16 protein-coding genes and 1 tRNA gene are annotated in these 20014 nt (G+C 71.5%); 15 read left to right on the forward strand and 2 right to left on the reverse strand.

Translation table 11 applies throughout. The features are described 5' to 3' along the window. Positions 1-551: 551 nt before the first annotated feature. On the reverse strand, positions 552-1361 hold the full coding sequence (locus RKE38_RS10610; protein WP_316007391.1) for a class III extradiol ring-cleavage dioxygenase: 810 nt from the start codon (positions 1359-1361) through the stop codon (positions 552-554). 155 nt (positions 1362-1516) lie between these two features. On the opposite strand from RKE38_RS10610, the gene topA reads away from it, so the two are divergent. The 7 genes from topA to RKE38_RS10645 all read left to right on the forward strand — a co-directional run bounded on the left by topA (position 1517) and on the right by RKE38_RS10645 (position 10728). Further along, positions 1517-4339: a type I DNA topoisomerase gene (gene topA / locus RKE38_RS10615; RefSeq protein WP_316007392.1), complete on the forward strand. Its 2823-nt coding sequence runs from the start codon at positions 1517-1519 to the stop codon at positions 4337-4339. A 61-nt stretch (positions 4340-4400) separates the two neighbouring features. Beyond that, on the forward strand, positions 4401-5771 hold the full coding sequence (locus RKE38_RS10620; RefSeq protein ID WP_316007393.1) for a serine hydrolase domain-containing protein: 1371 nt from the start codon (positions 4401-4403) through the stop codon (positions 5769-5771). Between the two features lie 154 nt (positions 5772-5925). After that, a complete protein-coding gene (locus tag RKE38_RS10625) occupies positions 5926-6699 on the forward strand; it encodes an ABC transporter ATP-binding protein (protein WP_316007394.1) in 774 nt (257 codons plus the stop codon). 4 nt (positions 6700-6703) lie between these two features. Then, positions 6704-7411, forward strand: coding sequence for an ABC transporter ATP-binding protein (locus RKE38_RS10630; RefSeq protein WP_316007395.1), 708 nt, complete (start codon positions 6704-6706; stop codon positions 7409-7411). A gap of 51 nt (positions 7412-7462) precedes the next feature. Beyond that, a complete protein-coding gene (locus RKE38_RS10635; protein ID WP_316007396.1) occupies positions 7463-8704 on the forward strand; it encodes an ABC transporter substrate-binding protein in 1242 nt (413 codons plus the stop codon). A 132-nt stretch (positions 8705-8836) separates the two neighbouring features. Then, positions 8837-9706, forward strand: a complete 870-nt coding sequence (locus RKE38_RS10640) for a branched-chain amino acid ABC transporter permease (RefSeq protein ID WP_316007397.1) — start codon at positions 8837-8839, stop codon at positions 9704-9706. Further along, entirely contained in the window at positions 9703-10728 is a 1026-nt protein-coding gene (locus tag RKE38_RS10645) for a branched-chain amino acid ABC transporter permease (protein WP_316007398.1), read from the forward strand. The genes RKE38_RS10640 and RKE38_RS10645 overlap by 4 nt, the downstream gene beginning before the upstream one ends. Positions 10729-10755: 27 nt before the next feature. Here RKE38_RS10645 and RKE38_RS10650 read toward each other — a convergent pair whose 3' ends face one another. After that, positions 10756-11493 (reverse strand): TetR/AcrR family transcriptional regulator, encoded by a 738-nt coding sequence (locus RKE38_RS10650; RefSeq protein ID WP_316007399.1) that lies wholly within the window; start codon positions 11491-11493, stop codon positions 10756-10758. A gap of 101 nt (positions 11494-11594) precedes the next feature. Between RKE38_RS10650 and RKE38_RS10655 the strand changes: the two genes are divergently transcribed. The 8 genes from RKE38_RS10655 (at position 11595) to RKE38_RS10690 (ending at position 19891) form a co-directional block, all read left to right on the forward strand. After that, positions 11595-13232, forward strand: a complete 1638-nt coding sequence (locus tag RKE38_RS10655; RefSeq protein ID WP_316007400.1) for an MFS transporter — start codon at positions 11595-11597, stop codon at positions 13230-13232. 17 nt (positions 13233-13249) lie between these two features. After that, entirely contained in the window at positions 13250-14029 is a 780-nt protein-coding gene (locus tag RKE38_RS10660) for a MerR family transcriptional regulator (protein ID WP_316007401.1), read from the forward strand. 30 nt (positions 14030-14059) lie between these two features. Continuing rightward, positions 14060-14659 carry a GNAT family N-acetyltransferase gene (locus tag RKE38_RS10665; RefSeq protein WP_316007402.1) on the forward strand — a complete coding sequence of 200 codons (600 nt, stop codon included), beginning with the start codon at positions 14060-14062 and terminating at the stop codon, positions 14657-14659. 106 nt (positions 14660-14765) lie between these two features. Then, a complete protein-coding gene (tmk, locus tag RKE38_RS10670; RefSeq protein ID WP_316007403.1) occupies positions 14766-15383 on the forward strand; it encodes a dTMP kinase in 618 nt (205 codons plus the stop codon). Continuing rightward, complete coding sequence (locus RKE38_RS10675) at positions 15380-16528, forward strand: DNA polymerase III subunit delta' (RefSeq protein ID WP_316007404.1); 1149 nt, start codon at positions 15380-15382, stop codon at positions 16526-16528. Before tmk ends, RKE38_RS10675 begins: the two co-directional genes overlap by 4 nt. Positions 16529-16555: 27 nt before the next feature. Further along, positions 16556-18097 (forward strand): alpha/beta hydrolase, encoded by a 1542-nt coding sequence (locus RKE38_RS10680; RefSeq protein WP_316007405.1) that lies wholly within the window; start codon positions 16556-16558, stop codon positions 18095-18097. 136 nt (positions 18098-18233) lie between these two features. Further along, a tRNA-Thr gene (locus RKE38_RS10685) sits at positions 18234-18310 on the forward strand. Between the two features lie 204 nt (positions 18311-18514). Next, positions 18515-19891 (forward strand): DUF1254 domain-containing protein, encoded by a 1377-nt coding sequence (locus tag RKE38_RS10690; RefSeq protein ID WP_316007406.1) that lies wholly within the window; start codon positions 18515-18517, stop codon positions 19889-19891. Positions 19892-20014 lie beyond the last annotated feature (123 nt).

A 20014-nucleotide genomic window follows, 5' to 3' on the forward strand; every position in this document is an offset into this window, starting at 1 on the left:
ACGCGTGTCCCGAACCCGGTGCACGCGCACGCCGGGCACCCGCACGGACTGTTCCTCGTGGTCGACGGACACGTGGACGCAGTCCGTGTCGAAGCCGGTGAGGCCCGCCGCGACCAGCGCCGAGACCCCGTCGACGCGCGCGCCGCGGCCCGTCTCCCAGACGGCGCGCCAGAGCTCGGCCGTGGGCGACAGTCAACCGGTGTGCACGGCAACGGTCTGCTTGCCGTGCAGGGCCCAGCGTCCTGCCTTGGCCTCACCGGCGACGGCCCACCGGTCGATGCCGGCTTCTCTGAGGGCGACTCGTGACACGACCCCGTCATGCGCAGCAGCCAGTTCCGCTGCTCGGCGTCGTCGCTCCCGTCCCTGCAGGGTCATCCTGCGATGGTGCTGTGAGCCGTCTCGACAGGGTGGTGCCGCCGAGGAAGGTTGTGGACGCTCGCCCGGGCGACGCGTGCCTGTGGAACGTCGCCGTCACCACTCGCTTTGGGGGTGCAGCCGTGACGAATGGCTCACCTCTGCACCCCCAAAGCTGGAAGAAGGTGGGGCGAGGGTCAGGCGAACTGCCAGGAGCGCTTGCTCAGGCCGAACCAGAAGCCGTCGATGACGCTCTCGTTCTCCAGCGAGCCCGACTCGTAGGCCGCCCCGAGGCTGACGTACAGCGGCGCCCAGTGCTCGGTCCGAGGGTGCGCCTCCCGGGCCGCAGGGGCCTTGTGCACGAAGTCGAGGATCGCGTCGACGTCCTGGCGCGCGAGCGCCTCGGCCGCCCAGTGGTCGAACTCGCTCGAGGCCGCCGGGGGCGTCCCGTCGGGGCCCCCGCCCGGGTTGAACCAGCGCAGGTTGTGGGTGGTGAATCCGGACCCGACGATGAGCGTGCCCTCGTCGCGGAGCGGGGCGAGCCGGCGCCCCAGGTCGAACAGGGTCCGCGGGTCGAGGGTCGGCATCGACATCTGCAGCACCGGCACGTCGGCCTCGGGGTACATCTCGACGAGGGGCACGTAGGCGCCGTGGTCCAGGCCGCGCGTCTCGTCCCGGTGCACGGGGTTCTCGGTCGTGTGGACCAGCCGCTCCACCGACGCCGCGAGCTCCGGCGCGCCCGGCGCGGCATACGTCACCTCGTAGTAGTGCCGCGGGAAGCCCCAGAAGTCGTAGACGAGCGGGACGTCGCCGGAGGTCGCGGACAGCGAGAGCGGCGCCTCCTCCCAGTGCGCCGACACCATGAGGATGTTGGCCGGCTTGCCGAACCGGCCCGACCAGTCGGCGAGCTGGCGGGTCCACACCGGGTCGTCCGCGAGCGGAGGGGCGCCGTGGCTGAGGTACAGGACCGGCTGGCGCTCCGGCGTCGACCCCGTCGAGGTGCTCATGCGTACAGCATACGCTCGAGACAATTTAACTTTCAACTACTGGTATGCCGATGCGGCGGCACAGCGCGGACGGCGAGACCGCCACCAGCCGACTTGACCGCCTCGGCTACCGTCTCTTGCGTTGCCATGTCCACGCAGCGACGAATCCGCTGCACATGGGAGCAGGACGGCAGGTTGGATCTGTGAGCACGGGGCGCAAGCTCGTCATCGTCGAGTCGCCGGCGAAGGCGAAGACCATCGGCGGCTACCTGGGCAAGGACTACGACGTCGAGGCGTCGGTCGGCCACATCCGCGACATCCCGACGCCGTCGGAGATGCCCGCCGAGATCAAGAAGGGCCCCTTCGGCCGGTTCGGCGTGGACGTCGACAGCGGCTTCGAGGCGTACTACGTCGTCGACAGCGACAAGAAGAAGAAGGTCGCCGAGCTCAAGCGCCTGCTCAAGGGCGCCGACGAGCTCTACCTGGCCACGGATGAGGACCGCGAGGGCGAGGCCATCGCGTGGCACCTGCTCGAGGTGCTCAAGCCCAAGGTCCCGGTCAAGCGCATGGTGTTCCACGAGATCACCAAGGAGGCGATCCAGCGCGCCGCCAGCGCCACCCGCGACCTGGACACCGCCCTCGTCGACGCCCAGGAGACCCGGCGCATCCTCGACCGGCTCTACGGCTACGAGGTCAGCCCGGTCCTGTGGCGCAAGGTCAAGGCCGGCCTGTCCGCCGGCCGCGTGCAGTCCGTCGCCACCCGCATCGTGGTCGAGCGCGAGCGCGAGCGGATGGCGTTCGTGCGCTCGTCCTACTGGGACGTCGAGGGCGACTTCACGCCCGACGGCGAGTCCAACCAGTTCGCCGCGCGGCTGACCGCCGTCGACGGGCGCCGCGTCGCCGTCGGACGCGACTTCGCCGACGACGGCACGCTCAAGTCGCGCGAGGTCGTCCACCTCGACCAAGAGCTGGCGACGTCCATCGCCGCCCAGGTCCTCGAGGCGCAGGTGAGCGTCACCGGGGTCCAGGAGAAGCCGTACACCCGCCGCCCGAGCGCGCCGTTCACGACGAGCACGCTGCAGCAGGAGGCCTCCCGCAAGCTGCGGCTCTCGTCCAAGAACGCGATGCGCGTGGCCCAGCGCCTGTACGAGAACGGCTACATCACCTACATGCGTACCGACAGCACGACGCTGTCGGAGGCCGCCCTGACCGCCGCCCGCCAGCAGGCGCGTGACCTGTACGGCGCGGAGTACGTCCCGCAGGCACCCCGCCTGTACGAGAAGAAGGTCAAGAACGCCCAGGAGGCGCACGAGGCCATCCGCCCTGCGGGTGACCGGTTCCGCACGCCGGCACAGGTCGCGGGCGAGCTGCGCGGTGACGAGTTCGCGCTCTACGAGCTGATCTGGAAGCGCACGGTCGCCTCGCAGATGGCCGACGCCCGTGGCTCGACCGCGACGGTCAAGCTCGGCGGCACGCTGGGCGACGGCCGGGTCGTCGAGTTCAGCGCGTCCGGCACCGTCATCACGTTCCGTGGCTTCCTCGCGGCATACGAGGAGGGGCGGGACGAGGACCGCAACCGCAACGCGGACGAGGACGAGCGCCGCCTGCCCAAGCTGAGCGAGGGCGTCGGCCTCACGGTCGTGCGCGCCGAGGCCGACGGCCACGAGACCACCCCACCGCCGCGCTACACGGAGGCGACCCTCGTTAAGGCCATGGAGGAGAAGGGGATCGGGCGCCCGTCGACCTATGCCAGCACGGTCGGCACGATCCAGGACCGCGGCTACGTCCACACCCGCGGCTCGGCCCTCGTGCCCACCTGGCTCGCCTTTGCCGTGACCCGGCTGCTCGAGGAGCACTTCACCGAGCTGGTCGACTACGACTTCACCGCCTCCATGGAGGAGGACCTCGACCGGATCGCCGGTGGCGACGAGCAGCGGGCCGAGTGGCTCAAGCGGTTCTACTTCGGGGAGGGCGACGGCGCCGTGGCCGGCGGCAAGCCCGGCCTGCCCGACGCCGGCTCCGCCCACCTCGGCCTGAAGCAGCTGGTCGACGACCTGGGCGACATCGACGCCCGGGAGATCTCGACCATCCCGATCGGCGACGGCATCGTCGTGCGCGTCGGCCGCTACGGCCCGTACGTCGAGGAGACCGTGCCCCAGGGCGTGGACGCCGCGACCGGTGAGATGACCGACGGTGCGGGTGACACCCCGCGGCGCGCGACGATCACCGACGACATCGCCCCGGACGAGATGACGCCGGAGAAGGCCCGCGAGCTGCTCGAGCTGTCTGCCGACGACGGCCGCGTCCTCGGCCAGGACCCGGAGACGGGCCGCGACATCGTGGCCAAGGCGGGCCGCTACGGCCCGTACGTGACCGAGGTGCTGCCCGAGGAGGAGACGGCGACCAAGGGCAAGGGCAAGGCGAAGGCCAAGCCCCGCACGGCCAGCCTCTTCAAGGACATGGACCTCGCGACCATCGACCTCGACGCCGCGCTCAAGCTGCTGAGCCTGCCCCGCGTCGTCGGCACCACGACCGAGGAGGACGGCACCGAGGTCGAGATCACCGCGCAGAACGGCCGTTACGGGCCCTACCTCAAGAAGGGGACCGACTCCCGCTCGCTCACGACCGAGCAGCAGCTCTTCGACATCACGCTCGAGGAGGCGCTGGCGATCTACGCCCAGCCCAAGCAGCGCGGGCGCGCCGCCGCAGCCCCGCTCAAGGAGCTCGGAGCGGACCCGGTGTCGGGCAAGCCGATGCTGGTCAAGGACGGCCGCTTCGGCCCGTACGTCACCGACGGCGAGACCAACGCGACCCTGCGCAAGGCCGACGACCCCGAGTCGATCACTGCCGAGCGCGGTGCCGAGCTGCTCGCCGAGAAGCGTGCGAAGGGCCCGACGACCCGCAAGCGGGCCGCGAAGAAGACGACGAAGAAGGCTGCGACGAAGAAGACCGCCACCAGGAAGTCGACCGCGAAGAAGACCGCGGCGAAGAAGTCCTGACCCGCGAAGTCCTGACCCGCGAAGTCCTGACCCGACCAGTCCTGAGACGAGCAGCCTCGCGATGACGCCTTCCCTCGACCCTTCCACCAGCCGGCAGCTGTCGCTGCGCCTCGCCAAAGAGCAGTCGCAGCAACGGCTTCCGTCGGTCGCCGCTGCGCTGGTGCGCGACGGTGAGGTCGTCTGGTCCGGTGCCGTGGGCACGCTCGACGGCCGCAGCGGTGGGGAGCCGGCCGGCACCGGCACGCAGTACCGCATCGGCTCGATCACCAAGACCTTCGTGGCGGTCGAGGTGATGCGGCTGCGCGACGAGGGCCGGCTCGACCTGTCCGACACGGTCGTCGCGCTGCTGCCCGAGGTGGAGGGGTCGGACTTCGCCGGCGTGACCGTCGCCCAGCTCCTGTCGCACAGCTCGGGCCTGCAGGCCGAGACCAGCGGGCCGTGGTGGGAGCGCACCGCGGGCGACGACTGGGCGGCGCTGCTCGCCAGCCGGCCGACGCTTCGGTTCCGCCCCGGTGCCCGCTTCCACTACTCCAACGTCGGGTATGCCGTCCTCGGCGAGGTCGCTGCGCGGCTGCGCGGGGTGCCGTGGCACGACGCCGTGCGCACCTCGCTGCTCGAGCCGCTCGGCATGACCCGGACGACCACGCGCCCGCAGGCACCCGCGGCCCCGGGCTGGGGCGTCCACCCGCTCGCGGACCTGCTCCACGTCGAGCCCGAGCACGACGCGGGAGCGATGGCCCCGGCCGGCCAGCTGTGGTCCACAGCGGAGGACCTCTCGCGCTGGGCCGCCTTCCTCGCCGGCCGCACCGAGGGGCTGCTCGACCCCGCGACCCTCGAGGAGATGTGCCTGCCGATCGTGGTCAACGACAGCCCCGGCCAGGCGTGGACCGCCGCGCACGGGCTCGGCTGGCAGGTGTGGAACCTCGAGGGCCGCCGGTATGCCGGCCACGGCGGCTCGATGCCCGGCTTCCTGGCGTCGCTGCGGGTCGACCGCGAGAGCGGCGACGGCTGCGTGCTGTTCGCCAACGCCACCTCCGGGATGTCGCCCGCGCTGTCGCAGGACCTGCTCACCCTGCTCTCCGAGCGGGAGCCGGTCGCGCCGACGCCGTGGTCGGCCGACGCCTCCCAGGTGGACGGCCTCGAGCTGGTGGGCGACTGGTACTGGGGCACGACGGCATACACGCTGCGGCTCGCGGACGACGGGCACCTGGTCCTCGGGGAGCCGGGGGTGCACCGCGGGTCGCGGTTCCGTCCCCTCGGGGCCGGCTGGGTCGGGCTCGACGGGTACCACGAGGGCGAGCCGCTGGTGGCGGTGCGGGACGCGCAGGGCCGGATCGGGCACCTCGACCTGGGCTCGTTCCGGTTCACCCGGACCCCGTACGACCCGGCCGCCGACGTGCCCGGTGACGTGCACCCCGACCGCTGGCACTGAGCTCCCGGTACGGGCGCCACGTGTGGCGCGGGTACATGTCCGGTCCGGTTTGTGTGGATGACCCGGCCATGTCCGACATGGTGGGGCGGCCCTAGGGTTTCGGGAACCGCGACGGGTACCCCCGCCCGTCGCCAGCCCGCACGAGGAGGTGCCGGTGCCGACCGAGGCCACCCATGGCTCCGCGCAGACGCTGCTGGAGACCCGCGGGCTCACCAAGGAGTTCCGCGGCTTCCGGGCTGTCTCCGACGTCAGTCTCGAGGTCGCCGAGGGCACCGTCCACGCGCTCGTCGGTCCCAACGGTGCCGGCAAGACCACCCTGTTCAACCTGCTGACCGGGTTCCTCTCGCCCACGTCGGGGACGATCTCCTTCGGGGGCCAGGACATCACCGGGCTGCAGCCCGAGCAGGTCGCTCACCGCGGCATCGCCCGGTCGTTCCAGATCACCAGCCTCTTCGACCAGATGAGCGCGGTCGACCACGTCGAGCTGGCGCTCGCCTCCCCGACGGGCCTCGGCTACCGGTTCTGGCGCTCCTCGCGGCAGATGCGACAGTTCCGAGACCGCGCGATGGAGCTGCTCGACGAGGTGGGCCTCGCCGACCGGTCGGGCGCAGCGGCCGGCTCACTGGCATACGGCCAGAAGCGTGCCCTCGAGCTCGCCCTGGCGCTCGCGCTGGACCCCAAGCTGCTGCTGCTCGACGAGCCGACGGCCGGGATGGGCCTGGAGGACGTCGACCGCACCATCGCGCTGGTCAAGAAGGTCTCGGCCGGCCGCACGGTCGTCTTCGTCGACCACAACATGCACGTCGTCGGCTCCCTCGCCGACACCGTCACCGTGCTCCAGTCGGGGCAGGTCCTCGCGCAGGGGACCTACGACGCGGTGCGCAACGACGAGCGCGTGATCACCGCCTACCTCGGACAGGCCGGGTGACCCCATGACCGACACCGCCACCCTCGAGCTGTCCGGCCTCTCGGCCTGGTACGGCGAGGCGCGCGTCCTCACCGACGTCGACCTGCAGGTCCGTCCCGGCGAGGTCGTCACGCTGGTGGGCCGCAACGGCGCGGGCAAGACCACGCTGCTGCGCTCGGTGATGGGCCTGCACCGCCAGGTCCAGGGGACCGTCTCGTGGGACGGCAAGGACCTCGGCCGCACGAGCCCCGACCGCCGCGCCAAGGCCGGGATCGGCTGGGTCCCCGACGACCGCGGCATCTACTCGACCCTGTCGGTGGCGGAGAACCTGCGGCTCCCGCCGGTCACCTCCGACGCGGCGTGGAGCCTGGAGCAGGTCTACGAGCAGTTCCCCGTCCTGCACGAGCGGCGCGACTTCCCGGGCACCAAGCTCTCCGGCGGCGAGCAGCAGATGCTGGCCATCGCCCGGGTCCTTCGGATGGGCTCGCGCCTGCTGCTGCTCGACGAGCCCAGCGAGGGCCTCGCGCCGGTCATCGTCCAGCGGATCGGCGAGATCATCCGCCAGATCAAGGAGCAGGGCGTCTCGGTCCTGCTCGTCGAGCAGAACGTGAAGTTCGCGTCCACCGTCGCCGACCGGCACTACCTGCTCGCGCAGGGCCGCGTCGTGGAGTCGCTCGACAACGAGTCCTTCCAGACCCGCACCACCGAGCTGCTCGAGTACCTCGGCATGTAGCACCCGCCACCCGGCATCCCAACGCACCACCTCGAACCCCCGGAGGGGAACATGAAGCGCACCCAGACCCTGGCCGTCGTGGCCACCGCCGTCACCGGCAGCCTCGTGCTCGCCGCCTGCGGCGGAGGAGGCCCGGCCTCGGCCGGCGGCAAGATCAGCGACGGCAAGGTCGTCATCGGCCTGCTCAACGACCAGTCCGGCGTCTACAAGGACCTGTCCGGCCCGAACTCCAAGGTCGCGATCCAGATGGCGATCGACGACTACAAGGCCAAGTACGGCAGCAAGGCCGTCGCCAAGGACATCGAGATCGTCTCGGCCGACCACCAGAACAAGCCCGACATCGCCAACACCAAGGCGCAGGAGATGTACGACCGCGACAAGGCCGACATCATCCTCGACGTGCCCACGTCGTCGGCCGCGCTCGCGGTCGCCACGCAGGCCAAGGCGAAGAAGAAGCTGTTCATCGACATCGGCGCCGGCACCACCGCCCTCACCGGCAAGTCGTGCAACAAGTACACGTTCCACTGGGCGTACGACACCTACATGCTGGCCTCCGGCAACGGTGCCGCCACCGTCCAGTCCGGCGGCAAGAAGTGGTCGATCGTCTACCCCGACTACGCCTTCGGCCAGGACATGACCAAGTCCTACAGTGCGGCCGTCGAGCGCGCCGGCGGCACGGTGCAGCAGAAGATCGCCACGCCGTTCCCCAACGACAACTACGCCACCTTCATCACCAAGGCCGCCGCGTCCAAGCCGGACGTCATCGGCATCATGGCCGCCGGTGGCGACCTGGTGAACTTCATCAAGCAGTTCAACCAGTCCGGCATCGCCAGCACCACCAAGCTGGCCGTCGGCCTCATGTTCATCACCGACATCCACAACCTCGGCGTCGACCAGTTCAACGGCACCACCTTCACCGACGCCTGGTACTGGAACTTCGACCAGCAGAACCGCGCCTGGGCCGACAAGTTCATGGCCAAGACCAAGGTCCGCCCGTCGTTCGCCCACGCCGGCAACTACTCCGCGGCGCTGAACTACCTCGAGGCCGTCCAGGCCGCCGGCACCGACAACAGCGACGCCGTGGTCAAGCAGCTCGAGGGCAAGAAGATCAACGACATGTTCCTGCGCAACGGCGAGGTCCGGGCGGCCGACCACAACGTCGTCCACGACGTCTACCAGGTCAAGGTCAAGAGCAAGGACCAGGTCAAGGAGGAGTGGGACCTCGAGCAGGTCATCAAGACCATCCCCGCCTCCGAGGCCTACGCGCCGCCGTCGCCCGACTGCACGATGTGACAGCTCCCCTCGTCAAGACCGCGCAAGGGCAACGCCTTTCGAGATCCTGAGGTATGCCGCCCGCCCACCCGGGCGGGCGGCACGCCGCCGGCGTCCGACCACCGCCACCGACCTGCACGAGAGGACCTCCCGGTGAGCCAGTTCCTGCAGTACACCCTCCAAGGCCTCGCGGCCGGCGGGTTCTACGCGCTCGCCGCGCTGGGGCTGGCCGTCATCTTCGGCGTGCTCGGCGTCGTCAACTTCAGCCACGGCGCCTGCTACATGCTCGGCGCCATGGCCTCGGCCCTGCTGCTGAAGAACCTGCACCTCGGCTTCTGGCCGGCGCTGGTCATCGTCCCGGTGCTCATGTTCGTCTTCGGCGTCGTCATCGAGCGGCTGTTCGTGCAGTGGCTGCTCAAGCTGGACCCGCTCTACAACTTCCTGCTGACCTTCGGGCTGACGCTGTTCACCGTCGACCTGATGAAGCGGCTCTACGGCGTCTCGTCCCAGCCGTACGAGGTGCCTGCCGGGCTGCGCGGACGGCTCAGCCTGGGCAGCGTCGACCTGTCGACCTACCAGCTGTTCGCCGCCGGGTTCTCCCTGCTCGTCTGCGCCGCCGTCTGGCTGGTGCTCACCAAGACCCGCGTCGGCATGATCGTCCGCGCCTCGACCGAGGACGCCGAGCGGTCGCGGGCCCTCGGCATCAACGTCGCGAGGTGGGTGACCCCGGTGTTCGGCTTCGGCATCGCCCTGGCCGGCCTGTCGGGCGTGCTCGCCGCTCCCTACCGCGCGATCGACGCGGACATGGGGTCGAACTTCGTCATCATCCTGTTCGCGATCGTCGTCATCGGCGGCCTCGGCTCGATCCTCGGCGCGGTCGTCGCCGGCTTCCTCGTGGGCCTGGTCGAGGCGTACGGGCAGGGGTACTACGGCCAGATCTCCCAGGTCCTGATCTTCGTGCTCATGGCCCTGGTCGTCCTGGTCCGGCCCAGCGGCCTGTTCGGCCGGGAGGAGTCAGCATGAGCTCGCAGCTGGAGCAGCGCGTCGACGTCGAGCTGCCCACCGGCCCGGTGGTCGGGGAGCGCAGGGCGGTCGTCCGGTGGGTCGTGCTCGCCCTCGGGCTCGTGGTCACCCTGGCCCTGCCGTGGTTCATCTACCCGCCGGTCGCCATGGACATCGCGGCCTGGGCGCTGTTCGCGATCTCGGTCGACCTGCTGCTCGGCTACACGGGGCTGCTGTCGTTCGGTCACGCGGCCTTCTGGGGCACGTCGGCATACACGACCGGGCTCATCGCCACGAACCTCGGCCTGCCCTTCCCGGTCGCCGTCCTCGGCGGCGCCGTCGTCGCGATGGTGCTCGCGGTGCCGATCGGCTACCTCTCCGTGCGGCGTACGGGCATCTACTTCGCCATGGTGACGCTGGCGTTCGCGCAGATGATCTACTTCATCGCCAACCAGTGGCGTGACGTCACCGGCGGGGAGAACGGCCTGCAGGGGATCCCGAAGAACCTCGGTGGCCTCACCGACCTCATCAACTCCGACGCGTTCTACTTCTACTACGCCGCCCTCCCGCTGATCCTGCTCGGCGTGTTCATCGCCTGGCGCGCGGTCAACAGCCCGTTCGGGCGGGTGCTCGTCGCCATCCGCGACAACCCGGCGCGAGCGCGGGCGCTCGGCTTCGACGTCGAGCGGTACAAGATCATGGCGTTCGTGCTGTCGGCCGGCCTCGCGGGTCTGGCCGGCGGCGTCTTCTCCATCAGCCACGGTTTCGCGTCGTTGCAGGAGCTGGTCTGGACGACGTCGGGCAAGGTCGTGCTCATCACCGTCCTGGGCGGCATCGGCACCCTGTGGGGCCCGGCCGTCGGCGCAGCGCTCGTCGTCATCCTCGAGGACCAGCTCGCGTCGTCCGGGTTCGAGGGCACGGGCATCATCACCGGCGCGATCTTCGTCGTGATCGTCCTCGCCTTCCGCCACGGCATCTGGGGAACCGCCCGCAACGGTCTGGTCGCCCTGATGCGCAAGCGGCGCCACGCCCGCGACGTCTGAAGCCCCGAAGGCTCGGGGAGGCGCGCCTCAGCCGACCTGCGCGGCGATGCCGTCCAGGATCGTCCGCAGCCCGAAGTCGAGCTCGCTGGCGAAGAAGTCCTCCGGCTCGCTGGGGTCCATCGCCTCGGCGGCGCCGGAGAGCAGGTGCGGGAACCGGGCCGGGTCGGCGAGGGCCTGCAGGTTCTGCGGGTAGGAGTCGCCGCCGGTCCGCGCCTCTCCTCCTGCGCTGAGGAAGCCGAGCTGCAGCGACTGGCGGATGTGCTGCTGGACGAATCCGTCGAGCAGCAGCAGTGACGAGAACCGTTGCTGCGACGACAGCGTCGTCGGCGTGAAGGCCTGCAGCCCGCACTCGGTCCACAGCGCCGTGTTGGGGGTCGCCGGGGGTTCGGCGAGCGGCACCAGGACGCTCCACGGGTGCTCGAGCCGGCGGGCCGCGATGGCCCGGGCCCAGCGCTCGAGCCGGCCGCGCCAGCCACCCCTGGCCGTGGTCGCCATGTCGGGCTTCCCGTATGCCGTGTCGAGCATGACCGCGAACAGCTCGTCCTTGGAGTCGACGTACCGGTACAGCGACATGGTGGTCAGGCCGAGCGATTCCGCCACGGCCTTCATCGAGACCCCGGCCAGCCCGTCACGGTCGGCGATGGCGACGGCCGCCCGGCCGATCTCCTCGATGCTGCGCCCCGGCTTAGGGCCGCGACGGCCGCCCTCCTCCACGCCCCACATCAGGCGCAGGTAGCGGGGCGCGGTGGCCGGCGTCGACGTCATGCGGGGAGTCTAGGGCAGAACTGCTTGCACCATACACATTTGAGGTCTACCTTTCCGTGTACAACATCAACAGTATGCGATGTACACAGACAGGAGTGCCCATGTCCAGCTCGCCCACGCTCCCCGAGGAGCAGCACACGCCGGCAGCAGCCCCCACCAGCCCGCCGGGCCACGGAGAGGTCGCGGGTCGCAGGGAGTGGGTCGCGCTCGCGGTGCTCTGCCTTCCTCTGCTCGTCGCGTCGATGGACGTGTCGGTCCTGTTCTTCGCGGTCCCCTCGATCGCCCGGGAGCTGCACCCGAGCGCCACGCAGATGCTCTGGGTCTTCGACGTCTACGGCTTCGTCCTGGCGGGGCTGCTCCTCACGATGGGGGCCGTCGGCGACCGCATCGGGCGGCGGCGGTTGCTGCTCCTCGGTGCGGCGACCTTCTCTGCGGCGTCCCTCGTCGCGGCACACGCCTCGTCGGCTGCGACTCTCATCGGGGCCCGCGCGCTGCTCGGGGTCGGGGGTGCGACCCTCATGCCGTCGACCCTCGCGCTGGTCCGCAACCTCTTCACCCGTGAGTCCGACCGCGCCAAGGCCGTGGCGGTCTGGAGTGCGGTGCTGTCGAGCGGTGTCGGCCTGGGTCCCGTCGTGGGGGGTCTGCTGCTCGAGCACTTCTGGTGGGGATCGGTCTTCCTCGTCAACGTCCCCGTCATGGCCCTCCTGCTGGTCCTCGGACCCCTCCTGCTGCCGGAGTCCCGAGTGACCGTCCGGCGGCCGCTCGACCTGCCCAGCGTCGCGATGTCGCTCCTGGCAGTGCTCTCCGTCGTCTACGCGGTGAAGTCCACCGCGGCCGAGGGCTGGTCGGTGCGCGCGACCGGCCTCGGGCTCCTGGGGCTGGGGGTCGGCGCGCTGTTCGTGCTGCGTCAACGCCGGATCGCCCACCCGCTGGTGGACCCGGCGCTCTTCCGCGACCGGCGCGTCGGGGGAGCGGTGGCGGTCAACGTCGCCGGCACCTTCGGCGTCATGGGCAACGCCATCGTCCTGACGCAGTACCTCCAGAGCGTCCTCGGCATGAGCCCGCTGCGGGCGGCGCTCTGGGGCCTCGTGCCGTCCGTGGCCGTCGCGGCGGCAGCACCGACGGCCGCGACCGTGGCCGGCCGCGTGGGGCGTGCCCGCGTCATGGCGCTCGGGTTCGCCGTTGCCGCAGCCGGGTTCGCGATCCTCACAACGGTCGGGTCGGGCAGTCCCCTGGCGGTGGTGCTCGTGGGAGCCGGCGTCGTGGCGATCGGGACGGTGGCCGTCCTCACGCTCGTCACGGACTACGTGCTCGGCGTCGCACCCGCCGAGCGGGCCGGTGCCGTGTCGGGCCTGTTCGAGACCACGAGCGAGCTCGGCGGGGCGCTCGGGATCGCCCTCCTCGGGAGCATCCTCGCCGCCGGGTACCGGGCCCACATCGACGAGCTGCTCCCCGCAGGGCTGGCGCCCGGTGCCCGCATCGCCGCCCACGACGGGCTCGCCGGCGCACTGGCGACGGCGGGACAGCTGCCCCGTTGGGCGGCGCGCGCGGTCGCCGAGGCCGGCCGCACGGCATACCTCTCGGGGATGCGGACCACGGAGGTCGTCGCAGCGGTGGCCATGCTCGCCATGGCGCTGCTCACCCGCCACCTCCTGCGCGGCGACGAGGGGACCGGGAGCCGCAGCGCGGACGCGGTGGACGACGAGCGCGCGGCGTCGCTTGACCCTCACGCGGCGTGAGGCGCCACAGTGGTGCCATGACCACGAGGACGGGGCAGGAGCTGCTGACGGTGGGCCAGGTGGCCGACGAGCTCGGCGTCACGGTGCGCACGCTGCACCACTACGACGAGATCGGGCTGGTCGAGCCGAGCGAGCGGTCGCGGGCCGGGTACCGGCTCTACACCGCGGACGACCTGACCCGGCTGCAGCACGTCGTGGTCTACCGGCGGCTGGGGTTCGGGCTCGAGGAGGTCCGGCTGCTGCTGGACCACCCAGAGGGCGTGGAGAAGCACCTGCGCCGCCAGCGGGCAGCGGTCGCCGAGCGGCTCGAGGAGATGCGCGAGCTCGTGGCGGCCATCGACAAGGCACTGGAGAGAGAGGGGTCAGGCATGAGGCTGACGAAGGAGGAGCAGAGGGAGCTGTTCGGCGAGGGGTACTCCGACGAGTACGCCGCCGAGGCCGAGGAGCGGTGGGGCGACACCGACGCGTGGAGGCAGTCGCAGGACCGCACGGGCCGGTACTCCAAGGAGGACTGGGTCCAGGTCAAGGCCGAGGCGGACGCGCTCAACGAGGCGTTCGTGGCGGCCAAGCGCGCCGGCCTGGCGCCGGACAGCACCGAGGCGATGGACGCGGCCGAGGCGCACCGGCGCCACATCCACGACCGGTTCTACGACCTGTCGCACGAGTTCCACCGCGGGCTCGGCGACATGTACGTGGCGGACCCGCGGTTCACCAGGACCTACGAGGACCTGGAGCCGGGGCTGGCGCAGTACGTCCGCGACGCCATCCACGCGAACGCCGACCGGCACGCCGGGTGACCCGACCCCGACGCGCCTAGGCTCGGTCCGGTGAGCACCACCGGACCGAGCCTCGCGTCGTTGACGTGGCCCCTGCGGACCGAGCGGATGTCGTTGCGGCCCATCACCCACGACGACGTCGACGCCGTGCTCGAGTACCGCTCGCGCGAGGACGTCGCGCGGTACCTCACCCGCGCGGCCCTGGGGCGCGAGGACGTGCGCGACCGCGTCACCCGGTTCGCCGAGCGTGGCCGCCCCGGACACCCGGAGCCGGGGCTGGGACTGGTCGCCGAGCTCGAGGGCCGCGTCGTGGCGGATCTGTCGCTGCGGCTCGAACCCGATGACAACGGGATGTGGCTGGCCGTGCTCGGCTACGCCGTGCACCCGGACGTCGCCGGCCGAGGGGTGGCGACAGAGCTGGTCCGCGCGCTGGTGCGGCTGAGCTTCGCCGACCTGCACCTCGCGATGGTCACCGCCGACGTGTTCGCCCCCCACCGTGCCTCGCAGCGGGTGCTGGAGAAGGCCGGCTTCCGCGTCGTGGCTCGGGTGCCGGCGGGCAGCAAGGGCGACGGCGAGCCGCGGCTGGACGACCTCGTGTATGCCGTGACCGCCGCCGAGTGGGCCGCCCACGCAGGCGCCGCCAAGGGCTGATGCCGCGCGACCCGCTGACCCACCGGGCGGTGTGCCGCGTGGCCGAGCCGGCCACGCGGCATACCGCTGTCCGGGGGTTGTCCGCCGCCTGGCCTAGGCTCGGGACGTGACCGACGGACTCTTCATCGCCTTCGAGGGGGGAGACGGGGCGGGGAAGTCCACCCAGGTGGCCCTGCTCCGTGACGCGTTCGAGGCTGCCGGCCGCACCGTGCTCGTCACGCGCCAGCCCGGGGGCACGCCGCTGGGGCGCGAGATCCGCGACCTCGTCCTGCACGGCGACCACGTCTCGCCGCGTGCCGAGGCGCTGCTGTTCGCCGCCGACAAGGCGCACCACGTCGAGCAGGTCATCACGCCGGCACTTGCCGCGGGCGACGTGGTCCTCACCGACCGCTACACCGACTCCTCCGTGGCCTACCAGGGGGCCGGCCGCGAGCTCGGCGCCCAGGAGATCCACGACCTCAACATGTGGGCGGTCGACGACCTCGTCCCCGACCTCACCGTCGTCGTCGACGTCTCCGCGCAGGAGGGCCGCCGCCGCCGCGGTGAGGTGCACGACCGGCTCGAGTCCGAGCAGGACGACTTCCACGAGGCGATCCGGGCCCACTACCTCGCCATGGCGCAGGGCAACCCGCAGCGCTACCTCGTCGTCGACGGCACGCTGCCGCCCGAGGACGTCCACGCGGCTGTCGTGCAGCGGCTGCGGTCGATGGGGGCCCTGCCGTGACGGTCTGGCGCGACGTCATCGGCCAGGAGTCCGCGATCGAGACGCTGCAGCGCGCGGTGGACTCGCCGGCGGCGATGACGCACGCCTGGCTCTTCACCGGGCCGCCGGGGTCGGGTCGGTCCAACGCGGCGCGCGCGTTCGCGGCTGCGCTGCAGTGCCGCCAAGGCGGCTGCGGGGAGTGCCGCGAGTGCCGCACCGCCCTCGACGGCACCCACGCCGACGTCGACGTCGTGGCGACCGAGGGCCTGTCGATCAAGGTCTCCCACGTCCGAGAGCTCGTCCAGCTGGCCCAGCTGCGGCCGTCGGTCGGTGCGTGGCGGATCATCATCATCGAGGACGCCGACCGGCTCACCGCGTTCACCGACGCGCCGGCCAACGCGCTGCTCAAGGCGCTCGAGGAGCCCACGCCACGCACCGTGTGGCTGCTGTGCGCGCCGTCGGTCGAGGACGTCATCATCACCATCCGCTCGCGCTCGCGGCACGTGCGGCTGCGCACGCCCCCGGTCGAGGCGGTTGCCGAGCTGCTCCACCGTCGCGACGGCGTCGAGATGCCCATGGCCCTGTATGCCGCGCGTGCGGCACAGTGCCACGTCGGCCTCGCCCGGCGGCTGGCGCGCGACGAGGGGGCGCGGATCCGCCGACGGGACGTCGTCTCGCTCGCGGGCAGGATCCACGGGGTGGGCGACGCCGTCGGCGCGGCCGAGGACCTCAAGTCGATCGCCGACGAGGAGACGGCCGCGGCGACCACGGAGCGCGACGCCGCGGAGCGCCAGCGGCTGATGGAGGTGCTGGGCGCCGACCCGACGGCGCGCACCCAGCCGCCCCACATCCGCAGCCAGCTCGCCGGCCTCGAGCGCGAGCAGAAGGCCCGCGCCACCCGGCACTCGCGTGACGTCCTCGACCGCTCGCTGGTCGACCTGCTGTCGGTCTACCGCGACGCCATGGTGCTGCACTCCGGTGCGAGCATCGGCCTGGTCAACCAGGACAACCTGCCTGCGGTGCAGGCACTCGCCCGGTCGATGTCGTCCGAGCAGCTGCTCCAGGCCATGGACGCGATCGGCACCGCCCGCGAGCGGATCGGGCTCAACGTCGCGCCCCTGCTCGCGCTCGAGGCGATGGCCATCTCGCTGCGCGTTCCGCGCTGACGCCGGGGCCTGTGTAGCGTCACCACCATGACGGTGCGGCGACTCCCGCTCGTCGCCGGCGTCCTGGCGCTGGCGACCGGCCTCTCAGGATGCTCACTGCTCGAGGGGGACCCCAACTCCGCCCCCGAGCCGAGCGTCACCATCTCGCGCACCCCGCCGCAGGGGTCCGAGGCGTTGGCGAAGTTCTACGCGCAGCCGCTCTCGTGGCAGGGCTGCGGCACCGGCCAGTGCGCGGAGCTCACCGTGCCCCTCGACTACGCCAAGCCCGACGGCGAGACGATCAAGCTCAGCGTGCTGCGGATGCGCGCCACGAGGCCGAAGGAGCGGCTCGGGTCGCTCGTGGTGAACCCCGGCGGCCCCGGCGGCTCCGGCGTGGACTACGCCCGGGCGGCGGACTTCATCGTGGGCAAGCCGGTGCGCCAGCGGTTCGACGTCGTGGGCTTCGACCCCCGCGGCGTGCAGCGGTCCAACCCGGTCCAGTGCCTGCCGGACCCCCAGATGGACACCTTCCTCGGCCAGGACCCCACGCCCGACAACGCCGGCGAGGAGAAGGCGTTCATGGCCTCCGGCGCCGAGTTCGGCAAGGCCTGCGTCGCCAACACCGGCCCGCTCGCCGCGCACGTCTCGACCGTCGACGCCGCCAAGGACATGGACATCCTGCGGTCGGCCCTCGGCGACGCCAAGCTCAACTACCTCGGCAAGTCCTACGGCACCTTCCTCGGTGCCACGTATGCCGGCCTGTTCCCGAAGCTGGTCGGCCGCTTCGTCCTCGACGGCGTCGTGCCGCCGGACGCGACCCCCGAGGAGCTCGCGCTCGGCCAGGCCGAGGGCTTCGAGCGGGCGACCCGTGCCTGGGCCGGCTCGTGCGTCGAGGAGGGCGGCTGCCCGCTCGGCTCGTCGGTCGATGCCGTCATGGCGTCGCTGCGTGCGCTGCTCAAGCAGCTCGACTCCCAGCCGATCCCGGTGCGCGGCGACGTCAGGGTCACCCAGCTCACCGAGGGCTGGGCGGCCACCGGTGTGGCCCAGGCGATGTACGACCAGGGCCAGTGGTCGACGCTGACCGACGCGCTCGGCAAGGCCCAGGCGGGCGACGGCACCGCATTGATGGACCTCGCCGACGCGTACGCGACCCGCGACAAGTCGGGGCGGTACACCTCGAACCTGCTCGAGGCGTACTACGCAGTCACCTGCCTCGACGACCCGGACTCGCCCGACCCGGCGACGTACGAGGCGCGGGCGAAGTCGTTCACCGCGAAGGCGCCGACCTGGGGGCCGTTCATGGCCTGGGGGAGCGCGCCGTGCGGCGAGTGGCCGGTGAAGTCCGACGCCAAGCCGCACAAGATCAGCGCCGAGGGCAGCGGGCCCATCGTGGTCATCGGCACGACCCGTGACCCGGCGACGCCGTACGAGGGCTCGGTGCGCCTGCGCGACCAGCTCGCCAACGGGCGGCTCATCACCTTCGACGGCGACGGGCACACGGCATACGGGCGCTCGAACAGTTGCGTGGACAACGCCGTCAACGACTACTACACGCAGGGGAAGGCGCCGGCCGACAACACGAAGTGCTGAGCCCTCGGGCCGCCGCCGTGGGCCGCCGCCCCGGTCGCGCGAGGGCGCCGACAGGTGCTCGGGGAGGCGATCCGGAGCCGGTTCGGAAAATGCCCGGCGCATCCGTATACTCGACCTCCGTGCCCGATGGGCACCTGCCGCCTTAGCTCAGTCGGCCAGAGCGATTCACTCGTAATGAATAGGTCAAGGGTTCGATTCCCTTAGGCGGCTCCACCAGACGCCCCCCGGCTCGCCGGGGGGCGTTTCTGCTGTGTTGGCACCAGGCGACGTGGTGTCGCTGGCACCCGCGCCGTGCGGGCGGCGGGGCGTCATCCGACGCGGATGATGGCGGCCGGCCCGGTCGCTGCGAGTGTTGGTGGCGGTCCAGCGCGGGCTCCGACCGCGCTGGACCGCCACCAGGCTGGCAGGAGAGATGCCATGAGCGTCAGGCAAGAGACCCGTCCCACGTCCACGACGTTCGACGATGCGGGCGCCATCGCCGTGGAGGCCTACGTCTACCTGTTCCCGCTGGTCCTGATGGAGGTCACCCGGCGCCAGATGACCTCGGGCCCGGTCGGGGCGAAGGTGGGCTTCGCGCCGATGGGCACCTTCTCGCACGCCCGTGAGTTCCCGCCGGGGGACTTCAGGGGAGTCGTCCGCCCGAACTTCGACACGCTGTACTCCAGCGCGTGGCTGGACGTGAGCACCGAGCCGTCGATCGTCTCCGTGCCCGACACACAGGGCCGCTACTACCTGCTGCCGATGTACGACATGTGGACCGAGGCCTTCGCCGTGCCGGGCACGCGCACGACGGGCACCGCAGCGGCGTCGTATGCCGTGGTGCCGCCGGGTTGGCGCGGAGAGCTCCCTGCCGGCGTCACGGCCGTGCAGGCCCCGACGCCGCACATCTGGGTCATCGGGCGCATCCAGACGAACGGCCCGGCGGACTACGAGAACGTCCGCACCATCCAGGGTGGCTTCACCATCACCCCGCTGTCCGGGTGGGACGGTGCAGGAGGGTCGCCAGCACCCGTGCAGTCCGGCCCCGCGACCGCGCCGTCCGACCCGGACGTCGACACCGAGACCCCGCCGCTGGACCAGGTGCTGGCCATGCCGTCACGGCAGTTCTTCACCCTGGCCGAGGAGCTCCGGGCCCGGCACGGGTCGCACCTGACCGACTGGTCGATCCTGGCGCGCATGCGTCGCCTCGGGCTGGCGGCCCGTGACCTCGACTTCGACGCGCTCGAACCGGAGGCCAGGGAAGCGCTCGACCGGGCCCCGGCCGCCGCTCTGGCGCTGATGCACGCGAGCGTGCCCCGGATGGCGCGGGTGCTCAACGGCTGGCAGCTGAGCACCGACACGATGGGCGTCTACGGCAACTCCTACCTGAAGCGGGCGATCGTCGCCCTGACGGGTCTGGGCGCGAACCAGGTGGAGGACGCGATCTACCCGTTGAACATGACCGACGCCCGGGGCGAGCAGCTCGACGGTGACCGGAACTACGTCCTGCACTTCGAGGCGGGGGAGCTGCCTCCGGTTGCGGCCTTCTGGTCGGTCACGATGTACGACACCGAGGGCTTCCAGGTGCCGAACGCCCTCAACCGGTTCGCGATCGGCGACAGGGACCCGCTGGTGTACAACCCCGACGGCTCGCTCGACCTCTACCTCCAGCACTCGAGTCCCGGCCCCGAGCGGGAGGCCAACTGGCTGCCGGCCCCACGAGGACCGCTGGGCGTGACGATGCGCCTCTACGCCCCCGCCCCCGAGGCGCTGGACGGACGCTGGACGCCGCCGCCGATCCGTCGGGCCACCTGATCCGGGTCCGGACGGCACCCGTACGTGGAAGGGACGTGCTGGGACTGAAAGGGACGTGCTGGGACCCCGCACGTGGAAGGGACGTGCTGCGGACCGAAAGGGACGTGCCGGGACCCCGCACGT

The organism is Phycicoccus sp. M110.8, from assembly GCF_032464895.1.
GTDB lineage: Bacteria > Actinomycetota > Actinomycetes > Actinomycetales > Dermatophilaceae > Pedococcus.